This is a genomic window from Actinomadura sp. 1N219 (assembly GCF_044326405.1).
Classification (GTDB): domain Bacteria; phylum Actinomycetota; class Actinomycetes; order Streptosporangiales; family Streptosporangiaceae; genus Spirillospora.
In genome coordinates this window covers 647958-668783 of sequence record NZ_JBIRAY010000001.1, presented here as the reverse complement: position 1 = coordinate 668783, position 20826 = coordinate 647958, and the positions used below count along the sequence as shown (strand labels likewise).

Here is a 20826-nt window from a genome sequence, read left to right as displayed (position 1 = left end):
CTACGCCGCCGACTCGAAGTCAGAGGCGTCGATCTCGAATTCGGTGAGCGCGGCGACCTCGTCCGCGGTGAATCCCGGCGCCACGTATTCGAGCTTGAACGCGTCGCCGACGCGGCGCAGGACGCACAGGTCGGTGACGACGAGGTTGACGCAGTTGAGCCCGGTCAGCGGGTACTCGCAGGAGTTGACGAGCTTCGCGTTGCCCTTGGAGTCGGAGTGCATCATCAGCACCATCACGTTGACGTCGCCCGCGACCAGGTCCATCGCCCCGCCGATGCCGCCGCCCACCATGTTCGGGGTGCTCCAGTTGGCGAGGTTGGCGTCGGCGTCCACCTGGAACGCCCCGAGCGCGACGAAGTCGACCTTGCCGCCGCGCACCATCTCGAAGGACGTCACGCTCTCGAAGAACGACGCGCCCTTCTCCAGATGCACGTACTGGCCGCCCGCGTTGTAGATCTCGGGGTCGTAGTCCTCGCGCGACGCGATCGTCCCGTAACCGAGCACGCCGTTCTCCGAATGCAGGACGATGTCGCGCCCGGAAATGTAGTCCGAGATGAGCGTCGGGATTCCGAGGCCAAGGTTCATGTAGCTGCCGTTGGGCACGAGCCCGGCCGCGACCTCCGCCATCTGCTTGCGGGTCAGCGCCTTCTTGCCGTTGACCGTGCGGGCGCTGTCGCCGCCGCGCCCCTCCCGCACCACCGGGAAGTCGTGCTCGACGTCGACCGTCTTGCGGACGACCCGGCTCACGAAAATGCCCGGCAGTCCAATTCGCTCCGGGTGCAGTTCGCCGTCGACGATCTCGTCCACTTCGGCGATCGTGATCTCGGCGCCCTTGGCGAACGCGGGCATGAAATTGCGTCCGACGCCGTCGAACTCCAGGTTCCCGAAACGGTCGGCGCGGGCGGCGCGGATGAACGCGTAGTCGACCTTCAGCCCCATCTCCAGGACGTGCTCGACCCCGTTGATCACGCGGGTCTCCTTGCCGTCCGCGACCGCGGTGCCGACGGCGGTGCGGGTGAAGAACGCGCCGATCCCGGCCCCGCCCGCGCGCAGCCGCTCCACGAGCGTGCCCTGCGGCACCAGCTCGACCTCGATCTCGCCCGCGGCGATCTGCTTCTCGGCCGCCGACGTCGCCTCCCCCGCCCGCGCCGAGAACGACACGATCAAGCGGTTGACCTGCCGGTTCTCAACGAGAGTGATCGAACGGTAGGGGCCTTCGCCGAGCGAGTTGGCCACCAGGCACAGCTGCCGGGCGCCCTGCTCCCTGAGCGCGACGGTCAGGCTCGTCGGGAAACTGTGGGTCTTGCCGAACCCGGCGATCGACACCGACGCGCCGTCCGGGACGTCGGCGACGGCCGCCAGCGGAGACTCGTACACCTTGTTGATGGTCATGCCTGTCCCTTTTCACTCGCGCTCTGCACCGGACGGAAGCGCGGCAGCGCGCTGCCGTTCCCGGTGTCCTCGAACACCACTTCCACCGCGTCCCCGATGGCGACCTTCTCGACGTCGCAGTCGACGATGTTGGTCATCACGCGGGGCCCTTCCTCCAGCTCCACGTAGGCGAGGACGTACGGCGTGACGCCCTTCCACGCGCCGGCGGCCCGGTGGACGACGCTGTAGGAGTAGACGGCCCCCCGCCCGCTGAACTCCTCCCACCGCGTGTTCACGCTGTGGCAGAACGGGCAGATCGGCCGCGGGTACCAGATCGCCGACCCGCAGTCGCCGCAGCGCCGGCCGAGGAATGTGCCCTCGGTGGTCGCCTTCCAGAACTCCGCGGTGTCCGGGTTGACCACCGGCGCCTGCGCGGGCAGCACCGGGCTCCGTACCTCGCTCATGCTTCCCTTCCCAAGATCATCGTGGCGCTGCGCATCCGGGTGCCCAGGTCGCCGCCGTTGCCGTGCACCAGGGCGATCTCGCAGTCGGGGACCTGCACGCCCTGGTTCGCCTCGCCGCGCAGCTGCCGCACCGCCTCGATGGTCTTGGTGATGCCGCCGCGGTGACCCGGATGGTTGTTGCTCAGCCCGCCGCCGTCGGTGTTGAACGGGAGCTTCCCGTGCGGGGCGACGAGCGTCCCGTCCATGACGAAGCGGCCGCCCTCGCCCTTCGCGCAGAAGCCGAGGTCCTCCAGGATCTCCAGGACGGTGATCGTGAAGCTGTCGTAGATCGACACGTAGTCGATGTCCTGCGGAGTGACCCCGGCCTGTTCGTACGCCCGCGGCCCCGACCACACCGCGCTCGTGTACGTCAGGTCGAGCTTGCCGCCGTTGGTCAGCTTCGCCGACTCGCCCTGGCCGAGGATCTTCACCGGCTGCCGGTTCAGGCTGCGGGCGACCTCGCGGCTGACGACGACCACGGCGCCGCCGCCGTCCGTGACCACGCAGCAGTCCGCGCGGTGCAGCGGGTCGGCGACCATCGGCGAGTTGACGACGTCCTCGACCGTCAGCACCTTCTGCAGGAAGGCGTTCGGGTTGTGGGACGCGTGCTTCGTCGCCGCCACCTTGATCTCGGCGAGCTGCTCGCTCGTCGTGCCGAACTCGTACATGTGCCGGCGGGCCGCCAGCGCGTAGGTGCTGACCAGCCCCGCGCCGGTGAACATCGCCATTTCGAAGTCGTCCTGCGGGGAGGCCGGACCGCCGCCGCCCGGCTGGATGCCCGTCCGCGGCTTGCCCGCGAGCGTGATCAGCGCGACGCTGCACTTCCCGGCCGCGATCGCCGCCGCCGCGTGCGACACGTGGTAGATCGGCGAGGCGCCGCCGGACTCCGTCGAGTCCATGTAGGTGAGGTCGCGCAGGCCGAGGTACTCGGCCATGGTGACCCAGCCGCCGCCGTAGCCTGGCGCGTCGTGGCCGCAGAAGTAGCCGTCGACGTCGTCCAGCGTCAGGCCCGCGTCCGCCAAGGCTCCGATCGCGACCTCGGCGTGGATCTGCGCCAGCGACTTGTCCGGCAGCTCGCGGCCCGGATGTTCGTAGGCTCCGATGATGACGGCGGCATCGTTGGCGTTCATGTCGATCCTCTTGGACGCGGGGACGGGAATTCGGCGGCCCGTGGAGCGGGCACGTCTGCGGCGCCCGGCAAATGGCCATTGCGTATTTCGGCGTCGTGCTGGCCGAGGCGGGGGGCCGGGCTGGGCTGCGGCGGCTCGTAGCCGAACAGCCGCAGCGGGAAGCCCTTCTGGCGGCGTGGTTCGTCGAGGAAGACCCGGCGGCGCCGAAAATGCGGATCCTCGGCGCGTTCGCGGGCGGACTGGACCGGCGCGGACGGTACGCCCGCCCTGGTCAGCTCGCGAACGCACTCTTCCTTCGTGCGCCGCCGGGTCCAGGCACTGATCGCGGCGTCGGCCTCCCGGTGGTTCTCCTCCCACCAGCCGGCCGTCCGGCCCGCCATCCGGCCGGCGCCGATGAGCGCCGCCAGCGCGGCGCGCTCGGCGTCCGTCCGGCAGGCGACGGCGATCCACTGGTCGTCGCCGCCGCACCGGTACACGTCGTGCGGCGTGCTGCCGGGACGCCGGTTGCCGGACGGCCCCGGAACGGTCCCGGTGTCGAGATGCTCGATGATGCGGTCGGCGAGCGTCCAGCTCACCAGCTCCCGCTGCGACACGTCGAGGTACGTCCCGCGCAGGTCCTGCGCCGCGCAGTAGGCGATCAGCCCGGCGCCGAACAGCGAGACGATCTGGTCGGGGTAGTTGATGTCGGCCGACGACCACATCGGGCGCTCCCCCGCGTACCCCGTGACCGACGCGAGGCCGGACAGCAGGTCGAGGCTGGAGCCGTAGGAGCGGGTGCCCGACTCGGGGCCCGACTGCCCCTGGCTGGACAGCGACAGGTAGATCAGCCGCGGGTTGACCTCGATCAGCGTCGGGAAGTCGATGCCGAGGCGGCGCGTGACGCCGACGGTGAAGTTCTCGATCAGCGCGTCGGACCGCGCGGCGAGCCGCCGGATCTCCGCCCGCCCGGCCTCGGTCTTCAGATCGAGCGTGATGCCGAGCTTGCCGGCGTTGTTCGACTCGAAGAGCGGCGACTCCTCCATCACCTCGGCGTCGCCCGCGCCGGGCACCGGCCACACGCGGAACGCGTCCGGCCGCTCCATCGCCTCGATCTTGATGACGGTGGCGCCGTAGTCGGCGAGCAGCCGGCCGGTGGCGGCGCCCGCCGTGATCGTGCCGAGGTCCAGGACGACGAGCCCGGCGAGCGGGGCCTTCTCGCGGCCGTTCGACGGACCGTCCATCGTGCGCGGGACGGGCCGTGACGTGCCGGTCCCGGCGTCGTCGGCCAGGCCGGGCGGGGGGCCGAAGCGCCACGGCAGACCGGCGACGGGCGCCAGCCTTCCGCCGCCGTCCGGGAAGAACGACCGCTCCTGGTACTGGGGGTCGGCGGCGAGGTCGGCCAGGTCGGCGCAGTAGCCGAACGGCAGGCCGAGGCGCTGCGCGGCGAGGTAGATCTCCCGCTTGGTGCGCTGCGCGGCCCACCGCTCGACGGCCGGCCACCACAGGTCGACGAGCTCGAAGCGCGCCTTGTCGCCGCGCAGCCTGGGGTCCTCGAGCGCCGGGTCGCCGACGAGCGTGACGACGCTGTCCCACTGCTCCGGCTGGAAGATGAACCCGACCCAGCCGTCCGCGGCCTCGACCGTCCGCCAGCGCCCGATGCTCGTGCCCGTCCGGACGGGGATCTGGCCGGTCTCGGTGTAGACGATGTCGCTCTTCCAGTCGATGTAGGCGGCCACGTCGCAGAGGGCGACGTCCACGACGTCGCCGTCCGGGCGCCGCAGCGCGAGCATCGCCCCGTAGAAGGCCACGAACGCGGCGGCGTGCGCCGTCTGCTCGCCGCCGAGGCTCAGCGGCCGCCGGTCCGGCTCGCCGACCATCGCGGCCAGGCCCCCGTAGCACTCGGCGAGCAGGCTGTCGCCGTAGGCGTCGGAGCGCGGGTCGGTGGCCCCGTAGGGCGTGATCGCGACGACGACGAGCCGCGGGTGCGCGGCGCGCAGGCGGGCCGGTGACAGGTCGAGCTCGGCCGCCCTGCGCGGACCGGCGTCCATGATCAGGACGTCGGCCGCCGCGAGCAACTCCGCCAGGCGGGCGTGGCCGTCCGGGGCCGCCGGGTCGAGCCCGACGCTCCGCTTGTCGGCGTTGAGCGCGGCGAACGTGTAGCTCAAGCCGTCGGCGTCGACCGGCTCGCGGGTGCGCAGCGGATCACCGCCGGGCGGCTCGCACTTGGTCACGTCGTGGCCGAGGCCCGCGAGCAGCCGCCCGCAGACCTGGGCGGCCACGCCGTCGGCGAGTTCGACCACCCGGAGGACCCTGCCGGTCGTTGCGGCGCCTCCCCCGGCGGCCGCGTCTGGACGGTTCATCGCGCGCCGTCGCCGGTCCGGCCGACCGCCATCCGGTGCGTCGCGTGCCGATCGTCGAGCACGTCCGTGCGCGCGGCGATCTGGTGCCGGACGTCCTCGCCGTATTCGAGGGCCTTCGTCCAGTCCGAGATGTACATGGGGATCTCGTGGAGGGCGCGCTTCGCCCACGACAGCGTCACCGCGTTGTGCCGCGCGACGCGGCGGGCGAGGTCGAGCGCGGCGGACTGGAGCTCGGCGGCCGGGACGGCGAGGTTCACCAGCCCCCATTCCGCCGCCGTCGCGCCGGTGATCCGGTCGGCGGTCAGCACCATCCACGCGGCCCGCTTCGCCCCGAGCCGCAGCTGCGTGGACGGGCCCGCGAGCCCCGGGTACAGGCCGAAGCCGACCTCGGGCATCCCGATCGGCGCGTCGTCGGCGGCGACGGCGAGGTCGCTCGAGTTGATGAGGGTCAGCCCGCCGCCGAGCGCGTACCCGTTGACGGCCGCGATGACGATCGCCGAGTGCTGCCGGATGCGCTCCTGGACGGTGAGCCAGCTCGTGCGGCGTCCCGCGCCGCGGCGGTCGCTGTCGATGTCCTCCTCGGCGGACTCCTTGAGGTCGACGCCCGCGCAGAAGGCCGGTCCCGCGCCGGTGAGGACGATCACCCGGACGTGCCCGTCGCAGCGGTCCAGCACGTCCAGCAGCGCCGCTCTGGCGGCCCGGCTCATCGCGTTCCGCTTCTCGGGCCGGTTCAGCGTGATGCGGGCGACGCCGTCCGACAGGTCCTCGTACCGGACGAGATCATGGTCAGCGATCGGATCCATTTGAATTCAACCTCACATGCCTGCGGCTGCGCCGGTGCTGAACTGGGGAATGACCCGCCCGCCGGGACTCGGCCGGAACACCGCGTGCACCGGCTGGTCGAGGCGCAATTCTTCGGACGGTTCGTCTTCCAATACGCTGATCACCAATGGGCCCTCGGCCAGCCGCACATAGACGAGCCGGTAGGGGACCTCGTCGGCGAAAGCGGCGAAGTATTTCTGGTGCATCGTGCACCACGACCAGATGGTCCCGTTGCCGCTCACGGCCTCCCACGAGGACGAGCTGGAAAGGCACTCCGGGCAGAGCGGCCCGTCCGGGAAGCGGTACCGTCCGCATTCCGTGCATTTCTGGAGGCGTAGCTCACCGGCGGCGCAGCCGTCCCAGAACGGCTTGCTGCGCGGGGTGATGTCCGGCAAGAGTTTCGCGTAGGCCGCGACGTCCATCGGCTAGCCCCCTTCTAGTCGGCCACGAAGATGTGCGATGTCACGATGGGCGAGACGCACATGTACTGCACGGTGTTGCAGTTCTCGACCTGCCGGTCGCCGGCCTCGCCGCGCACTTGCCGTACCGCTTCCACATGGAGCGCGAAGCCCTGCATGTAGCTTTCGCTCGTGTGGCCGCCCGAGGTGTTCATCGGACGTTTCCCGCCGAGCTCGATCCGGCCGTCCCGGACCCATTCCCAGGAGGCGCCGCGAGGCGCGTGGCCGAAGCCCTCAAGGGTGAAGAGAATCGTCGGGAGGAAGTTGTCGTACACCTGCATGCAGTCGATCTGGTCCGGGCCGATTCCCGCGCTCTGGTAGAGCTGGTCGGCCACGGCCTTGCTCGTCCCGAAGTAGAAGTCGGGGCTGATGTAGCTGCGGCCCAGCTCGGCCCGGCCCGCCGTGGCCGCCACCCGGACGGGCTTCTTCCGCATGTCGCGGGCACGGTCGAGCGACGTCACGATGAACACGACGGCGCCGTCGTTGATGATGCAGTAGTCCAGCATCCGCAGCGGCTCGGCGATGAACCGCGACGACAGGTAGTCGTCGAGGTCGATCTCCTTCTGGAACACCGCGATCGGATTGCGGGCCCCGTTGGCGCGGTTGTTGATGGCGAGCGGCGCGAGCGCGTCCTCCGGAGCGCCGTACATGGCGCGGTACCGCTGGTACATCATCGACACGTAGGCGCCCGTGGACGTCATTCCGTACATGGCGTCGTAAACGCCGGCCGGATCGGCGTCCCCGCCGCCGTACTTCGTGCCCGCGGTCCTGCCGTTCGTCGCGTACACGCAGGCGACCATGTCCGCCATGCCCGAGCGGACGAGCGCGCACGCCTCCTGCAAGGAAATGCCGGCCATTCTGCCGGTGCCCTCAAGGTCATGGACGAATCCCGGCCCGGTGAGCCCGACCGTCTCTCCGAACTGGCCGTACTTGATATTGGTGCAGATGAGTCCGTCGATGTCCTGCTGCGTCGCGCCGCAGTCGTCCAGGGCGTCCCTGAACGCCTCCGCCGCGAGTTGGTACACATCGTTCGGGCGGCTCTTGTCCGCGTACAGCCGCCGGAAGTCCGACGACCCGACGCCGACGATTGCCACATCCTTCATGGCCATGGCGATATCACCCTCGTGCTCGTGCCGACGTGGCTCTGGGCCACCGGAGTTTTCGCTATGACTTCGGGTGCTTCTTCTCGAGGATCTCCACAGCTTCAAGGGCCGCCTTGGCGGCCGCACGGACATGGCGGTGCGCGGCCTCGGCGGCGCGCTCGGGCGAGCGGGCGGCGATCGCCTCCGCGATTTCGAGGTATTCCTTCGCGGACGCCTCGTGCCGGCCGGGAATGGTCACCGAAAGGCTGCGCAGCGCGTGGATCCGCGTGTGCAGGGGCTCCAGCATGGATTTCAGCAGCGAGTTGCGGGCGCCCGCGAGGAGCAGTTCGTCGAATTCGTATATGGCCTGGAGCCGCTGGTCGCCGGTCTCGCGCGGCTGGACCTTCTCCACGAGGGCGGCGACCTCCTCGTCCGTCGCGCGGAGCACGAACAGCTCCGCCGCGGCGGGCTCAAGCGCGTCGCGGACCTCGTAGATCTCGCGGACCTCGTCGCTGCCGAGCCGGGCGACGCGGACGCCGCGGCTCGGCGACGGCTCCACGAGGCCCAGGGTCTGCAGGTGCCGCATGGCCTCCCGCACGGACGTCCGGCTGACGCCGGTCAGCTCGACGAGTTCGCGCTCGGTGAGCTGGCGGCCGGGCGGGAGCAGGCCCGCGGCGATCGCGTCGCGTATTCGCCGCACGACCATCTCCGGGACGGATTCGGCGGGCCGGTCGATCGTCAGGTCGAGCTTCGGGTCGGTCACGGCAGTCCTTTACTTTTGTCTGACGTACTACAGATTACGTCTGCCAGTGTTCGTCGGTCAACGTGGGTCAGGTCACGGGAAAAGCTTTCTCACGGCGCCGCCGCGACGCGGGTCGGCGCGAGATCGTTCAGCGGCGAGCCCGCCAGCGTCGGACCGCTCGTCTGCAGATGGCACGCGACCTCCCCACCGCCCTCCACGGCGGTGTGCTCGGGCACCTGCCGCCTGCAGACGTCCATGACGAACCTGCACCGCGTCTGGAAGGGGCACCCCACCGGCGGTTTCGCCGGGTCCGGGAGATCCCCCTCCAGGACGATCCGCTCCGACTCCCGGCGCGGGTCGGGGATCGCCGACAGCAGCGCCTGGGTGTACGGATGCGCCGGCGCGCTGTAGACCCGCTCCGCCGGGCCGGTCTCCACGATCCGGCCGAGGTACATGACCCCGACCCGGTGCGAGATGTGCCGGACGATCGCCAGGTCGTGCGCGATGAAAAGGTACGTCAGCTTGAACTCCGCCCGCAGCCGCTCCAGCAGGTTGATCACCTGGTTCTGGGTGGACACGTCCAACGCGGACACGGCCTCGTCGCAGACGACGAACTGCGGGTTCAGCGCGATCGCCCGCGCGATGGCCAGCCGCTGGCGCTGCCCGCCGGAGAACTCGTACGGATATCGGTCGGCATAGCTCGCCCGGAGCCCGACCATCTCGATCAGTTCGTGCACGCGGGTGCGCGCCGCCCGCGCCGAGAGCTTCTCGTGGACGACGAGCGGCTCCGCGATGCTCGCCGCCACCGTGGACGACGGATCCAGCGACGAGTACGGGTCCTGGAACACCATCTGCATGCTCCGCCGCGCCTTCCGCAGGGCGCCGCCGTGCAGGGCCGTGACGTCGTGCCCGGCCACCCTGATGGACCCGCTCACCGTCGGCACCAGCTTCAGCAGCGCCCGCCCGGTCGTCGACTTGCCCGACCCCGACTCGCCGACCAGCCCGAACGTCTCGCCCTGGGCGATGTGGAAGGTGACGTCGTTGACCGCCCGCACCTGCCGCGCCGCCGCCAGCGTCCGCCGCTTCCGGAACACCACGCTGACGTCGCGCACGTCGACGAGCGGCCCGCTCTCCGGCGCCGGTCCCGATTCCGGCCCGGGTTCCGATGGTCCTGCCTTCTTGATGCTCATGGGGAACCCACCAAACGCAACTGCTCGGTTCGGCAGCAGCGGGCGCTGCGGCCTGCCTCGACGATCCGGAGCGCGGGCGGGGCCGCCACGCACTCGTCGCTCGTGTATCCGCATCGGGGGCTGAACCTGCAGCCCTCCGGCATCCGCCAGGGCTCCGGGGTGCGGCCGGGGATCGTCGGCAGCTCCTTCCCGCGAACCCCGAGGTGCGGCATGGCGCTCAGCAGCCCCGCCGTGTACGGATGCTTCGGCGCGTTGTACAGGTCGAGCGCGGACGCGGTCTCCACGACCTCGCCCGCGTACATCACGACGACCCGGTCGGCCAGCTCGACGACCAGCCCGAGGTCGTGGGTGATGAAGAGGATGCCGCAGCCCGTCTCGTCGCGGAGCCGCGAGAGCAGCGCGACGATCTGCGCCTGGACGGTCACGTCGAGGGCGGTGGCGGGCTCGTCCGCGATGAGCAGCTTCGGCTCGCACGCCAGCGCCATCGCGATCATGGCCCGCTGCCGCATCCCGCCGGAGAACTCGTGCGGGTAGTCCTTGACGCGGCTGCCCGCGTCCGGGATCCCGACGAGGTCGAGCATCTCCGCCGCGCGGGCGAACGCGGCGCGCCGCGAGCCGCCCTTGTGCCGCCGGTACACCTCGGCGATCTGGTCGCCGATGGTGAACGCCGGGTTCAGGCTCGTCATCGGCTCCTGGAAGATCATCGAGATCTCGTTGCCGCGGATGTCGCGCAGCGCCCGCGCGGGCATCCCGATCAGGTCCCGGCCCTGGTAGAGCACCCGGCCGGACGGGGTGCGCGCGTACGCGTCCGGGAGCAGCCGCAGCACCGACAGGCTCGTGACGCTCTTGCCCGAGCCGGACTCGCCGACCAGGCCCACGATCTCGCCGGGCCCGACGTCGAAGGACACGCCCGCGACGACGTTCGTCCACCCGCGATCGGTCAGGAAGTCGACGTGCAGATCCTCGATCTGCAACAGCGTGTCGCCGTCTTGCTTCGCCATCTTCACGCCTTCCTCGTTTCCCTACCGAAGGCGTCCCGGAGGCCGTCGCCGACAAGGTTGAAGCACAGCGTCGCGATCGCGATCGCGATCCCGGGATAGACGGCGAGCGACGGCTGGCTGCGCATCTCCTGGAACGCCTGCCCGAGCATGCTGCCCCAGCTCGCCGTCGGCGGCAGCGCGCCGAGGCCCAGCAGGCTGATCGTCACCTCGGCCAGCAGCGCGGACGCGAGCAGGAACGACAGCTGGACGAGCGCCGCCGGCAGGATGTTCGGCAGCACCCGTCTCCGCAGGATCATCAGATGCGGCGTCCCGATGCTGGTCGACGCCTCGATGTAGACCTCGCGGCGGACCTCGAGGGTGCTGCCGCGCACCACGCGGTACATGCGCGGCGCGTACACGATGCCGAGGGACACCATCGCCGTCGTGAGCCCAGGCCCGACCGCCGCGATGATCGCGATGGTCAGGACGATCGCGGGGAACGACATCAGCACGTCCGCGGCCCGGTCCAGCAGCCAGTCGACGATGCCGCCGAAATAGCCGCCCGCGAGCCCGAGCGGCAGGCCGATGAGCGTCGCGATCAGGACGGCGAGCCCGGCCGCCGCGAGCGACACCCGGCCGCCGTGCATGAGACGGGTCAGCGTGTCGCGTCCCAGCGTGTCGGTGCCGAGCCAGTGCTCCGGAGTCGGGCCGGACAGCCGGTCGCTGATGTCGACCTCCGCCGGCCCGTACGGGGCGATGAGCGGGGCCGCCGCCGTCACGATGATGATCAGGAGCAGCAGCGCGCAGCCGACCACGGCCGACTTGTTGGCCCGGAACCGGCGCAGGGTGGCGCGTCCGCGGGAGACGTGCTCGGCGAGGTCGGCGCCGTCCGCGACCGGCGTGGTCACCGTCTTGCGGAGGTCGACGCTGTCACTTTGGGTCATGACGCCTTGACCTTCGGATTGAAGTAGCCGTACGACAGGTCGACCGCCAGGTTGACGAGCATGATCAGCACGGCGGTGATCAGCAGGATGCCCTGCACCATCGGGAAGTCCCGGGAGAACACCGAGAAGTACGCCAGCTTCCCGACGCCGGGCAGCGCGAACAGCTGCTCGATGACGACGGTCGCCCCGATCAGCCGGTTCGCCTCGACGCCGAACGCCGTGACGACGGGGACGGCGGCGTTCTTCATCACGTGCTTGAACGCCACCCGCCTCGGGTGGAGCCCCTTCGCCTTGGCCGTCCGGATGTAGTCCTCCTGCATCACCGAGGTCACCGCGGCGCGGGTCTGCCGGGCGACGACGGCGGTCGGGACGGTCGCGAGCGACACCGCGGGCAGGAGCAGGTGGCTGAACCAGTCCAGCGGGCTCTCTGAGAACGGCACGTAGCCGACGGCCGGGAGCGTCCGCATCTGGATGGCGAAGATCAGCACGAGCATCATGCCGACCCAGAAGTACGGCAGCGCCATGAACGCGCTCGCGGTGACGGTGGACACCCGGTCCACCCAGCTGCCCGGACGCAGCCCGGCGGCCAGGCCGAGCGCCAGCCCCACGACCGCCGCGATGACCAGCGTGAGGACGACCAGCGAGAGCGTCACCGGGAACCCGGCCGCGACCGCCGACCAGACGCTCTGGTCGTCGACGAACGAGTTGCCCAGGTCGCCGTGCAGGACGTCGGTCAGCCAGTTCCAGTACTGGATCAGGAACGGCTCGTCCAGGCCGAGCTCCTCGCGGATCGCCTGGATCCGCTCGGGCGTCGGGTTGCTCCCGGCCAGCGCCACCTCGGGGCCGCCCGGCACCAACGCGATGAGGCTGTAGATCAGGAAGCTGACGATGACCAGCAACGGGATCATCGCCAGGAGTCGCACGCACAGCAACCGCAGCACGCCGATCCCTCCTTTCTGGCTGAGCGGGTCCCAGCCGGCCCCGTGCTCCGGCTGGAACCCGCTCCGCTATCGGCGAGGCGTCACTTCTTGACCGCGACACCCCGGAACTGGCGGGACCCGTCCACGTAGACCTCCACGCCCATGATCTTCTTGTTCATCGCCAGCGGCGTGTTGAGGTGGCACAGCGTGATCGGCTGGGCCGCGTCGTCGTGGGCCGCCTTGAACAGCTGCTGGTAGATGCTCTTGGCGGCGTTCCGGTCCTTCGCGGCCTTGGCCTTGGTCGCGAGGTCGGTGATCGCCGGGTTCGAGTAGGCGCCCGGGTTGCTGAACCCGTCGGGCATGTAGTACGAGGCGACCTGGATGCTCGGGTCGGCGTCGGCCTTCTGCTGCACCATGATCGCGTCGACGTTCTTGTTCACCGAGAAGCCCTCCATCAGCTTGGGCAGCTCGACCGGACGGATCGTCATCTTGACGCCGACCTCCTGGAGGTTCGCCTGGATGAGCTCCGCGACCCGCTGGTAGGCGTCGAGGTTGTCGGTCTCCAGCGTGAACGAGAGGTCCTTCACGCCCGCCTTGGCGAGCAGTTCCTTCGCCTTTGCAGGGTCGTGCTTGTAGGCGTCCGGAGTCAGCGACGGATCGGACGCGTAGTAGGTGGACGGGAACATCTGCACTCCGGGCTGGCAGAAGCCGCCCTGCAGTTCGTTGATCGCGTCCCGGTTGATCGCGTAGTTCAGCGCCTGGCGGACCTCCTTCTTGTCGAACGGAGGCTTCGCCGTGTTCACCGCGATCGTGAAGCTCGCCAGGCTCGGCTTCTGGCACACGACGAGGTTCGCGTCCTTGGCCGGCTGGTACATGCTGGACCGCAGGAACGTGGTGTCCGCCGTTCCGGTAATGGTCGCGTTCAGCCGCGCGTTGTCATTGCTGGAGATCAGGAACACCATTTTGGCGACGTTGACCGCCTTGGGGTCCCAGTATCCGGGGACCGGCGTGTACTCGACCTTGGTGTTGGGCTCGTAGGCGGTGACCTTGAAGGCGCCAGAACCGCCGGTGGGCTTGCTCGCCTGGCCCGGGTCGTCGAACACCTTCGGGCTCATCATCATGCCGGCCGAGCTGGAGAGGATGCCGATGAGCGGCGCCGCGCCGCTCTTCGTCTTCACCTTCACCGTGGACGCGTCGACGACGTCGACCCCCGTGACGTCGTTCAGCGCCTGCTTGTTGAAGCTCTTGCCGGCCCGGTGCCGGTCGATGTTCGCCTTGACGGACTCGGCGTCGAACGCGGTCCCGTCGTGGTATTTCCAGTTCTCGATGAGATTCAGCGTCAGGCTCTTGCCGCCGTCGCCGACCTCCCATTTCTTCGCGAGCATCGGCGTCGGCTCGCCGTTGGCGTCGATGCGGATCAGCGTGTCGTAGACCGGATACAGGTACATCCAGCTGTTGCTGGTCGTGATCTTGTCCGGGTCGAAGCTGGTGTTGGCGACGCTGTACATCCAGGTGAACGTCGCGCTCTTGTCGATCGCGGCCTCGTCTACGGGCGGGCACGCGACATTCTGCTTCGGTTTGGCCGCACCCCCGCCGCCGCCGCTCGGATCATCGTTGTCGGCGCTGCACGCGCTCGCGATCATCAGGAATGTTGCGGCAGCCGCAACGAAGAGCTGTTTCCGCATCTGGGGGTCCTCCGAGCCAGAATGTGGTGATGGTGAAGCGGTGGGTGGGTGTCCGGGAGAGGGGCCCGATCGCTCGCAGGGTTCGCTGCGTTCGGAGGGGACGGGCCCGGGATCGGTGGTCGCAGGGTTCCTGCGCGGGGCTGCCTGGGTAGGTCCGTGCTGGAAGTTCGTACTTTGTCTGATGAATGAGAACATACGTATGCTTGCCAGTCAAGGTACGTTCGCCCCCGTCCGGTAGGGGCCCGCCCCCGCGCCCGACGGCACGGCACGCCCCCCGACACGCCCCCGGCGCGAGACCGGCGCGGCGCGGCCCCGGGACGCGCTACAGCACGTGCGGCGAGAAGCCCGAAAGGAATTCCTGCCGACATCGCAGACCCGATGTCAATGAGGCCGGAATGGGGTTAGATTGTGGGGCGATCCCGGCATTGCCCGCGCGGTAGGAGTTGTGATCTTCGTGACCGATGAATCGGCCGGCTCGTCCGTTCCGGAAATCCAGCCGTCGCCCCAGATCGACACCACCGTGCCGCACTCGGCGCGGGTATGGAACTACTGGCTGGGCGGCCAGGACAACTATCCCGTCGACCGCGAGGCCGGTGATCAGTTCTGCGAGGTCTATCCCGGGATCGTCGATGTGGCGCGGGTCGCCCGGTACTTTCTCGCGCGGGCCGTGCGGCATCTCGCCGGGGAGGCCGGCGTCCGGCAATTCCTTGACGTCGGCACCGGGCTGCCCACGGTCGACAACACCCATGAGGTGGCGCAGCGGGCGGCCCCGGAGAGCCGGATCGTCTACGTGGACAACGATCCGCTCGTCCTGTCGCACGCGCGGGCCCTGCTGACCAGCACGCCCGAGGGCATGACCGACTACGTCGACGCCGACCTGCGCGAGCCGGACAGGATCCTCGCGGCCGCCGCCGGGAAACTCGACTTCACCCGGCCCGTCGCGCTCATGCTGATGGGAATCCTCGGGCACCTCCCCGACGAGGAGGAGCCGAAGGCGATAATCGACCGGCTGATGGGCGGCCTGGCCCCCGGCAGCTACCTGGTCCTTTACGACAGCACCAGCGCGAGCGAGGCGAATGCCAAAGCGCTGGAAGGCTACAACGACAGCGGCGCCGTCCCGTACCGGCTCCGTTCCCCGGAACAGGTCGCGCATTTCTTCGACGGCCTGGAATTGCTGGAGCCCGGCGTGGTGCCGCTGCAGTGGTGGCGGCCCGACGTCGCCCATATCGAGACCACTTTCGAGGTGAATTCGTTCGGGGGCATCGGGCGCAAGTGAGCGAAGGCCGAGTCCGCGACGACGTGCGTCCGGGGCCGGCGGTGCCCCGGATGGTGCTGGGAGCGCGGCTGCGCCGGCTGCGGGAGTCCTGCCTCGTCACCCGCGAGCAGGCGGGCGACGCGATCCGCGCGTCCCACTCGAAGATCAGCCGGTTGGAGCTGGGGCGGACCGGCTTCAAGCTGCGGGACGTCGACGATCTGCTCACCCTCTACGGGGTCGACGACGAGGCCGAGCGCGACACCCTGCTCGCCCTGGCCAGGCAGGCCAACACCCCCGGCTGGTGGCAGCCGTACTGCGATCTGATCCCCGACTGGGCGCAGGGCTACATCGGGCTGGAGCAGGCCGCGGACGTCATCCGCACCTACGAGGTCCAGTTCGTCCCGGGGTTGCTGCAGACCGACGACTACGCCCGCGCCGTGATCCGGCTCGGCCACAGTCCCCCGGTCGAAGAACTCTGCCGCCGCGTGGAGCTGCGCATGCGGCGCCAGCAGATCCTCACCCGGCGGGACCCCTGCAAGCTGTGGGCCATCGTGGACGAGGCGGCGCTGCGCCGTCCGATCGGCGGCGCCGAGGTCATGCGGGCCCAGCTCCGGCACCTCATCGAGGTCTCCGCGTGGCCCGGCGTCACCGTCCAGGTGCTGCCGTTCCACGTCGGCGGCCACGCGGCGGCCGGCGGCCCGTTCTCCGTCGTGCGCCTGCCCGAACGCGACCTTCTCGACGTGGTCTATCTCGAACAGCTCACCAATGCGCAGTACCTCAACAAGCTGGGCGAGGTCGACTACTACCGGCACGTCATGAACCTGCTGGGGATCACGGCCACGGAGTCGGCGGGGAGCCTGAACCTGCTCCACACGATCCTCAGGGAGACCTAGCACGGCGGCGGCCCGGCCGCCGGGCCCTTTCGGCCGGACGACCGGGCCCGCAGCCTGGTCTGGGCTTCGTCGGTCAGCCGACGGGTTCGAGGACCGCCGTCCGCTGCTCGCCGGTCGTGGGGGCGACGTCGAGCGGCTCGGGCTCGTCCGCCGGTGCGGCGTGCTTGGGCAGCAGGAACGCGATGCCGACCATCACCACGGAGAGCGCGGCGGTGATGAGGAACGCCAGCCGCATCCCGTCGAGCTGGGCGGCGGCCTGGGTGGCGCCTTCGGCGATCCGGGACCCGGCCCGTCCGGACATCACGGTCACCACCAGCGCGGTGCCGAGGGCCGCCGCGACCTGCTGGAGGGTGGCCAGCATCGAGCTGCCGTGCGAGTACAGGTGCGCGGGGAGGGCGCCGAGGCCGAGCGTGAACACCGGGGTGAACGCCACCGCCAGCGAGACCATGAGCAGCGCGTGCAGGCCGAGGACCTGCCAGAACGGCATCGCCGTCGAGATCTGGGCGAGGCCGGCCAGGGCGAGCACGATGCCCGCCGAGCCGGGGATGATCAGCTTGCGGCCGCCGAAGCGGTCGAAGAGGCGTCCCACGCCCGGGCCGATCAGGCCCATCGCCAGCCCGCCGGGCATCACCAGCAGCCCGGTCTCCAGCGGGGTGAGGCCGCGCAGGTTCTGCAGGTAGATCGGCAGCAGGATCATCGCGCCCATCATCGCCATGAACCCCAGCGACATCAGGAGCAGGGAGAGCGCGTAGGTGGGGTGGCGGAGGATGCGCAGGTCCAGCAGCGGGACGTCGCGGCGCTGCAGCCGGAGCTGCCGGACGACGAACACCGCGATGGTGGCCAGCCCGAACACGACGATCGACGCGGGGACCAGCTTCCCGGCCTCGCCGAGCCGGCTCAGCCCGTACACCAGGGAGCCGAAGCCGAGGGCGGCGGCGCCGACGCTGAACCAGTCGATGGTGCTGAGCTGCGGTTCCCCGACGTTCTCCAGCTGCGCCAGCCCGCGCCAGGCGATCAGGGCCGCGATCGGCAGCACCGCCGCGAACAGGAAGCGCCACGAGCCGAGCTGCAGGATCAACCCGGAGACGGCCGGGCCCATCGCCGGCGCGACCGAGATCGCCATCGTCACGGTGCCCATCACCCGGCCGCGGTCCCGCTCCGGGACGACGGTCATCAAGGTCGTCATCAGCAGCGGCATCATCACCGCGGTGCCGGTCGCCTGGACGATCCGCGCGAGCAACAGGACCTCGAAGACCGGCGCGACCGCGGCGAGGGCCGTCCCGGCGAGGAAAACGCCCATCGCGGTGGCGTAGGCGCGGCGGGTGGTCACCCGCTGCAGGAACCAGCCGGTCACCGGGATCACCGCCGCCATCGTCAGCATGAACGCCGTCGACAGCCACTGCGCCGCCTGCTCGGTGATGTTCATGTCCGTCATCAGGCGCGGGATCGCGTTGATCATGATCGTCTCGTTGAGGATGACCACGAACGTGGCGAGCACCAGCAAGCGGATCACGGCGGGGGTGCGGCGGCGCTCGGAGGTCGCCGTCAGCGCGTCGGTCTTACCGGTGGGGGGTTCCTGTGTAGTCGTCATGCCGGGGTAGACCGGCGCCGCTACGAGAACTCATCGAGCTTCCGCAACTTTTTCTTTGCGTTCTCCTGGACGGGGTTGAGCACGGCATCAGAGGCGGCCGGTCAGGTCCGTCCAGGCGGCGGTCAGGCGGGCGGCGACCTCGGTCAGGACGTCGGCGGGGAAGGTGCACGGGAGCCGCAGGTAGCTGTCGTGCGCGCCGGTCGGGTCCATGGTCGCGCCCGGGACGACCTCGACGCCGTACCTCAGCGCGACCTGGGCGAACGCGTGCGCGTCGCGTCCGGGCAGCTCGATCCAGAGGGCGGACCCGCCGGCGGGCGGCTGGAAGCGCCACTCGGGCAGGTGCTCGGCCAGGAGGGCGGTGAGGTGGTCGAGGCGGTCGCGGAGGACGGCGCCGCGCGCGGCCGCGATCTCCGGGAGGCGGGGCAGCAGCCGGGCGGCGAGCGCCTGGTCGAGGACGGGGCTGCCGAGGTCGGCCAGCGCCTTGTGCCGGGCGAGCCGCTCGATCGTCCCGGCCGGGGCGCGGACCCAGCCGGTGCGCAGCCCGCCCCAGACCGACTTGGCGAGCGAGTCCGCGGACAGGACCTCGGCGCCGCGCGGCGCGTAGGCCGCGATCGGCGGCGGCCGGGACGCGCCGCCGATGTCGTAGGCGTTGTCCTCCAGGATCGGCACGCGGTGCTCGGCGGCGATCTCCGCGACCCGGCGGCGGCGTCCCTCCGACATGAGGACGCCGGTCGGGTTGTGCACGGTCGGCATGACGTACAGCAGGTCGGGACGGTGTTCGGCGAACGTCCGGGCCAGCTCGTCCACGCGGATGCCGTCGTCGTCGAGCGGCACCCCGACCAGCCGCGCGCCCGCCGCCCGGAACACGTCGAAACAGCCGGGCCAGCCGGGGGACTCCACCACGACGATCGACCGCCGCCGCAGGTACATCTGCGCGGTGAGCGCGAGGGCCTGGGTGACACCGGTCGTGACCAGCACGTTCTCGGACGCGGTGCGCAGCCCGGCGGCGGTGAGGCGGGCGGCCACGGCCTGCCGCAGCGCGGGGAGCCCGTTGGGGTGGTAGCCGGTGTCCCGCATCAGGTCCGGGAGGTCTTCGGCGAGGAGCGCCGCCAGTTCCGCGCCCAGCTCGGGCACCGCGCCCTCCATCGCGTGGCGCAGCGAGATCACGTCTTCCGGACCGTCGATCAGCCGCTGGAAGATCGCCGCGGCCCGTCCGCCGGGGACGCGACCGTCCGCGCCCGGACGGGACGAGCCCGGCTGCCGCACCACCCGGGTTCCGCTGCCGCGCCTGCTGTCGACGATGCCGAGCCCGCGCAGCTCGTCGTAGGCGGTCACGACCGTCGCCCGGCTGACGACCAGCGCCTTCGCCAGGGCGCGCTCGGACGGCAGCCGCTCGTCGGGTTCGAGCGACCCGTCGTGCACGGCCCGCTGGAGGGCGTGGGCGAGCTTCCGGTACAGCGGCCCCGGCCCGCTCATCCAGTCGCCCAGAATCTCCGCGAGGTCGGACGGTTCACGGGGCCGATCGGCCGGTTCACGAAGGCGATCGGCCGGTTCACGGAGCCGATCGGCCGGTTCGCGAAGGCGGTCGGCCGGGCCGGACGCGTCGCGAAAGCGGTCCACCTGCGGTCCGATTGGCCCGGGTTCGCCCGCGTTCATGGCGTCAGGCTAGCCGTAATGCCGCAGCGGGCGGCCGATCAAGGGAGCGGAACAGCCATGAACACCCTTCTCGCCTTCGCCGCGGCGTCCATCGCGCTCATCGTGATCCCCGGCCCGAACGGGATCTACATCATGACCCGCAGTGCAGCGCAGGGATATCGCGCGGGCCTCGTCTCCGCCCTAGGCGTCGAGACGGGGACGCTGGCGCACATCGCGTTCGCGGTGCTCGGCGTCTCCGCGCTGATCGCGGCCTCGCCGGTCGCGTTCACCGTCCTGAAGTTCGCAGGCGTCGGCTACCTGCTCTATCTCGCCGCGCGCACCGTCCTGCGGCGTTCGGATCTGGACCTCGGCGGCGGGGCGAGCCCGCTCCCGCTGCGCCGGGTGTTCCGGGACGGCGTCGTGGTGAACGTGCTCAACCCGAAGGTCGCGCTGTTCTTCCTGGCCTTCCTGCCGCAGTTCGTCACCGCCGAGGCGGGCACGTCCGGGGCGCGGGCGCAGATGATGGTGCTCGGCGCGGTGTTCTTCGTGCTGGCGCTCGTCCTGGACGCGGGGTACGCCGTCGCGGGCGGCGCGGCCCGGCGCTGGCTCGGCCGCCGCTCCGGTTCGACGCACCGCTACGGCTACGCCATCGGCGGCATCTACCTGGCCCTGGCCGCCTACGCGGTGGCCGCCTGACCGTTCTCGGCCGGGCCCGGCGAGGTCTCGTCGAAGATCAGCCAGGTCCGGGTCGAGCGGACGCCCTCGACCGTATGGATCCGGGACAGGACGATGTCGCGCAGCGAGGCGTTGTCGGGCGTCCTGACCAGCATGATCAGGTCGACGTCGCCGCCGACGAAGGCCAGATGCTCGATGCCGGGGACCTCCCGGAGCTGCGCCGACACCTTCCGCCAGGAGTTCTGCTCGATGTTGACCAGGACGTAGGCGGCGGTGCCGAGGCCCGCGCGGACGGGGTTCACCCGGGCGGTGAACCCCGTGATGACGTCGTCGGAGATCAGGCGCTCCACGCGCGTGTAGGCGTTGGAGCGGGAGACGTTGACGCGCTCGGCGAGGGCGCGCATGGACAGCCGGCCGTCGGCGACCAGCTCGCGGAGGATCGCGCGGTCGAGGTCGTCGAGGGCGGCCGGCGTTCGTCCAGCGGGGCCGGGCGGCAGCGGCTCCCCGGAAGACATTTGGTCCATGTCGCCTCCTATCTCGCGGCCATGTGTCCCGACTTCTGGCTGGGTATTGAGACTTCTGTTCCCATCGGTTCATATTTCTAGCATCGA

At 70.4% G+C, this 20826-nt stretch carries 19 protein-coding genes; 3 read left to right on the top strand and 16 right to left on the bottom strand.

Translation table 11 applies throughout. The annotated features are described in order from the left end of the window. The 13 genes from ACH35V_RS03040 to ACH35V_RS02980 all read right to left on the bottom strand — a co-directional run bounded on the left by ACH35V_RS03040 (position 1) and on the right by ACH35V_RS02980 (position 14124). The gene (locus ACH35V_RS03040) at positions 1 to 1392 is read right to left on the bottom strand and encodes a 3-oxoacid CoA-transferase (RefSeq protein WP_395969958.1); all 1392 of its coding nucleotides are present in this window, start codon (positions 1390 to 1392) and stop codon (positions 1 to 3) included. Continuing rightward, entirely contained in the window at positions 1389 to 1835 is a 447-nt protein-coding gene (locus ACH35V_RS03035; RefSeq protein WP_395969957.1) for a Zn-ribbon domain-containing OB-fold protein, read from the bottom strand. The genes ACH35V_RS03040 and ACH35V_RS03035 overlap by 4 nt, the downstream gene beginning before the upstream one ends. Then, positions 1832 to 3004, bottom strand: a complete 1173-nt coding sequence (locus tag ACH35V_RS03030) for a thiolase domain-containing protein (RefSeq protein WP_395969956.1) — start codon at positions 3002 to 3004, stop codon at positions 1832 to 1834. The genes ACH35V_RS03035 and ACH35V_RS03030 overlap by 4 nt, the downstream gene beginning before the upstream one ends. Then, a complete protein-coding gene (locus tag ACH35V_RS03025; RefSeq protein WP_395969955.1) occupies positions 3001 to 5283 on the bottom strand; it encodes a CoA transferase in 2283 nt (760 codons plus the stop codon). The genes ACH35V_RS03030 and ACH35V_RS03025 overlap by 4 nt, the downstream gene beginning before the upstream one ends. A gap of 56 nt (positions 5284 to 5339) precedes the next feature. Further along, complete coding sequence (locus ACH35V_RS03020; RefSeq protein WP_395969954.1) at positions 5340 to 6146, bottom strand: enoyl-CoA hydratase/isomerase family protein; 807 nt, start codon at positions 6144 to 6146, stop codon at positions 5340 to 5342. Positions 6147 to 6158: 12 nt separating this feature from the next. Beyond that, positions 6159 to 6587 carry a Zn-ribbon domain-containing OB-fold protein gene (locus ACH35V_RS03015; RefSeq protein ID WP_395969953.1) on the bottom strand — a complete coding sequence of 143 codons (429 nt, stop codon included), beginning with the start codon at positions 6585 to 6587 and terminating at the stop codon, positions 6159 to 6161. 14 nt (positions 6588 to 6601) lie between these two features. After that, on the bottom strand, positions 6602 to 7726 hold the full coding sequence (locus ACH35V_RS03010) for a thiolase family protein (RefSeq protein WP_395969952.1): 1125 nt from the start codon (positions 7724 to 7726) through the stop codon (positions 6602 to 6604). A 61-nt stretch (positions 7727 to 7787) separates the two neighbouring features. Next, positions 7788 to 8468 (bottom strand): GntR family transcriptional regulator, encoded by a 681-nt coding sequence (locus ACH35V_RS03005; RefSeq protein ID WP_131965039.1) that lies wholly within the window; start codon positions 8466 to 8468, stop codon positions 7788 to 7790. An 89-nt stretch (positions 8469 to 8557) separates the two neighbouring features. Further along, positions 8558 to 9637 carry an ABC transporter ATP-binding protein gene (locus ACH35V_RS03000; RefSeq protein ID WP_395969951.1) on the bottom strand — a complete coding sequence of 360 codons (1080 nt, stop codon included), beginning with the start codon at positions 9635 to 9637 and terminating at the stop codon, positions 8558 to 8560. Next, positions 9634 to 10638, bottom strand: coding sequence for an ABC transporter ATP-binding protein (locus ACH35V_RS02995; RefSeq protein WP_395969950.1), 1005 nt, complete (start codon positions 10636 to 10638; stop codon positions 9634 to 9636). The genes ACH35V_RS03000 and ACH35V_RS02995 overlap by 4 nt, the downstream gene beginning before the upstream one ends. Positions 10639 to 10640: 2 nt before the next feature. Then, complete coding sequence (locus ACH35V_RS02990; protein WP_395969949.1) at positions 10641 to 11561, bottom strand: ABC transporter permease; 921 nt, start codon at positions 11559 to 11561, stop codon at positions 10641 to 10643. After that, positions 11558 to 12502 carry an ABC transporter permease gene (locus tag ACH35V_RS02985; protein ID WP_395969948.1) on the bottom strand — a complete coding sequence of 315 codons (945 nt, stop codon included), beginning with the start codon at positions 12500 to 12502 and terminating at the stop codon, positions 11558 to 11560. The genes ACH35V_RS02990 and ACH35V_RS02985 overlap by 4 nt, the downstream gene beginning before the upstream one ends. A gap of 80 nt (positions 12503 to 12582) precedes the next feature. Beyond that, on the bottom strand, positions 12583 to 14124 hold the full coding sequence (locus ACH35V_RS02980; protein ID WP_395969947.1) for an ABC transporter substrate-binding protein: 1542 nt from the start codon (positions 14122 to 14124) through the stop codon (positions 12583 to 12585). 496 nt (positions 14125 to 14620) lie between these two features. On the opposite strand from ACH35V_RS02980, the gene ACH35V_RS02975 reads away from it, so the two are divergent. Together ACH35V_RS02975 and ACH35V_RS02970 are read left to right on the top strand one after the other, a co-directional pair. Next, entirely contained in the window at positions 14621 to 15442 is an 822-nt protein-coding gene (locus ACH35V_RS02975; protein WP_395969946.1) for an SAM-dependent methyltransferase, read from the top strand. Next, the gene (locus tag ACH35V_RS02970) at positions 15439 to 16314 is read left to right on the top strand and encodes a helix-turn-helix domain-containing protein (protein WP_395969945.1); all 876 of its coding nucleotides are present in this window, start codon (positions 15439 to 15441) and stop codon (positions 16312 to 16314) included. The genes ACH35V_RS02975 and ACH35V_RS02970 overlap by 4 nt, the downstream gene beginning before the upstream one ends. A gap of 73 nt (positions 16315 to 16387) precedes the next feature. On the opposite strand, the gene ACH35V_RS02965 is transcribed toward ACH35V_RS02970, so the two are convergent. After that, on the bottom strand, positions 16388 to 17905 hold the full coding sequence (locus tag ACH35V_RS02965; RefSeq protein WP_395969944.1) for an MDR family MFS transporter: 1518 nt from the start codon (positions 17903 to 17905) through the stop codon (positions 16388 to 16390). An 87-nt stretch (positions 17906 to 17992) separates the two neighbouring features. Next, positions 17993 to 19381 (bottom strand): PLP-dependent aminotransferase family protein, encoded by a 1389-nt coding sequence (locus tag ACH35V_RS02960; RefSeq protein ID WP_395969943.1) that lies wholly within the window; start codon positions 19379 to 19381, stop codon positions 17993 to 17995. 237 nt (positions 19382 to 19618) lie between these two features. Here ACH35V_RS02960 and ACH35V_RS02955 point away from each other — a divergent pair, with 237 nt between their 5' ends. Then, positions 19619 to 20236 (top strand): LysE family translocator, encoded by a 618-nt coding sequence (locus tag ACH35V_RS02955; RefSeq protein WP_395969942.1) that lies wholly within the window; start codon positions 19619 to 19621, stop codon positions 20234 to 20236. Here the strand turns inward: ACH35V_RS02955 and ACH35V_RS02950 are convergent. Continuing rightward, positions 20218 to 20730, bottom strand: coding sequence for an Lrp/AsnC family transcriptional regulator (locus ACH35V_RS02950; RefSeq protein WP_395971121.1), 513 nt, complete (start codon positions 20728 to 20730; stop codon positions 20218 to 20220). The genes ACH35V_RS02955 and ACH35V_RS02950 overlap by 19 nt on opposite strands. Positions 20731 to 20826 lie beyond the last annotated feature (96 nt).

Excerpts from the sequence above, each read along its gene's own strand:
- ACH35V_RS03040 (WP_395969958.1), bottom strand. The coding sequence starts at position 1,392 with ATGACCATCAACAAGGTGTACGAGTCTCCGCTGGCGGCCGTCGCCGAC.
- ACH35V_RS03035 (WP_395969957.1), bottom strand. The coding sequence starts at position 1,835 with ATGAGCGAGGTACGGAGCCCGGTGCTGCCCGCGCAGGCGCCGGTGGTC.
- ACH35V_RS03030 (WP_395969956.1), bottom strand. The coding sequence starts at position 3,004 with ATGAACGCCAACGATGCCGCCGTCATCATCGGAGCCTACGAACATCCG.
- ACH35V_RS03020 (WP_395969954.1), bottom strand. The coding sequence starts at position 6,146 with ATGGATCCGATCGCTGACCATGATCTCGTCCGGTACGAGGACCTGTCG.
- ACH35V_RS03015 (WP_395969953.1), bottom strand. The coding sequence starts at position 6,587 with ATGGACGTCGCGGCCTACGCGAAACTCTTGCCGGACATCACCCCGCGC.
- ACH35V_RS03010 (WP_395969952.1), bottom strand. The coding sequence starts at position 7,726 with ATGAAGGATGTGGCAATCGTCGGCGTCGGGTCGTCGGACTTCCGGCGG.
- ACH35V_RS03000 (WP_395969951.1), bottom strand. The coding sequence starts at position 9,637 with ATGAGCATCAAGAAGGCAGGACCATCGGAACCCGGGCCGGAATCGGGA.
- ACH35V_RS02995 (WP_395969950.1), bottom strand. The coding sequence starts at position 10,638 with ATGGCGAAGCAAGACGGCGACACGCTGTTGCAGATCGAGGATCTGCAC.
- ACH35V_RS02990 (WP_395969949.1), bottom strand. The coding sequence starts at position 11,561 with ATGACCCAAAGTGACAGCGTCGACCTCCGCAAGACGGTGACCACGCCG.
- ACH35V_RS02980 (WP_395969947.1), bottom strand. The coding sequence starts at position 14,124 with ATGATCGCGAGCGCGTGCAGCGCCGACAACGATGATCCGAGCGGCGGC.
- ACH35V_RS02965 (WP_395969944.1), bottom strand. The coding sequence starts at position 17,905 with ATGACGACTACACAGGAACCCCCCACCGGTAAGACCGACGCGCTGACG.
- ACH35V_RS02960 (WP_395969943.1), bottom strand. The coding sequence starts at position 19,381 with ATGAGCGGGCCGGGGCCGCTGTACCGGAAGCTCGCCCACGCCCTCCAG.
- ACH35V_RS02955 (WP_395969942.1), top strand. The coding sequence starts at position 19,619 with ATGAACACCCTTCTCGCCTTCGCCGCGGCGTCCATCGCGCTCATCGTG.
- ACH35V_RS02950 (WP_395971121.1), bottom strand. The coding sequence starts at position 20,730 with ATGTCTTCCGGGGAGCCGCTGCCGCCCGGCCCCGCTGGACGAACGCCG.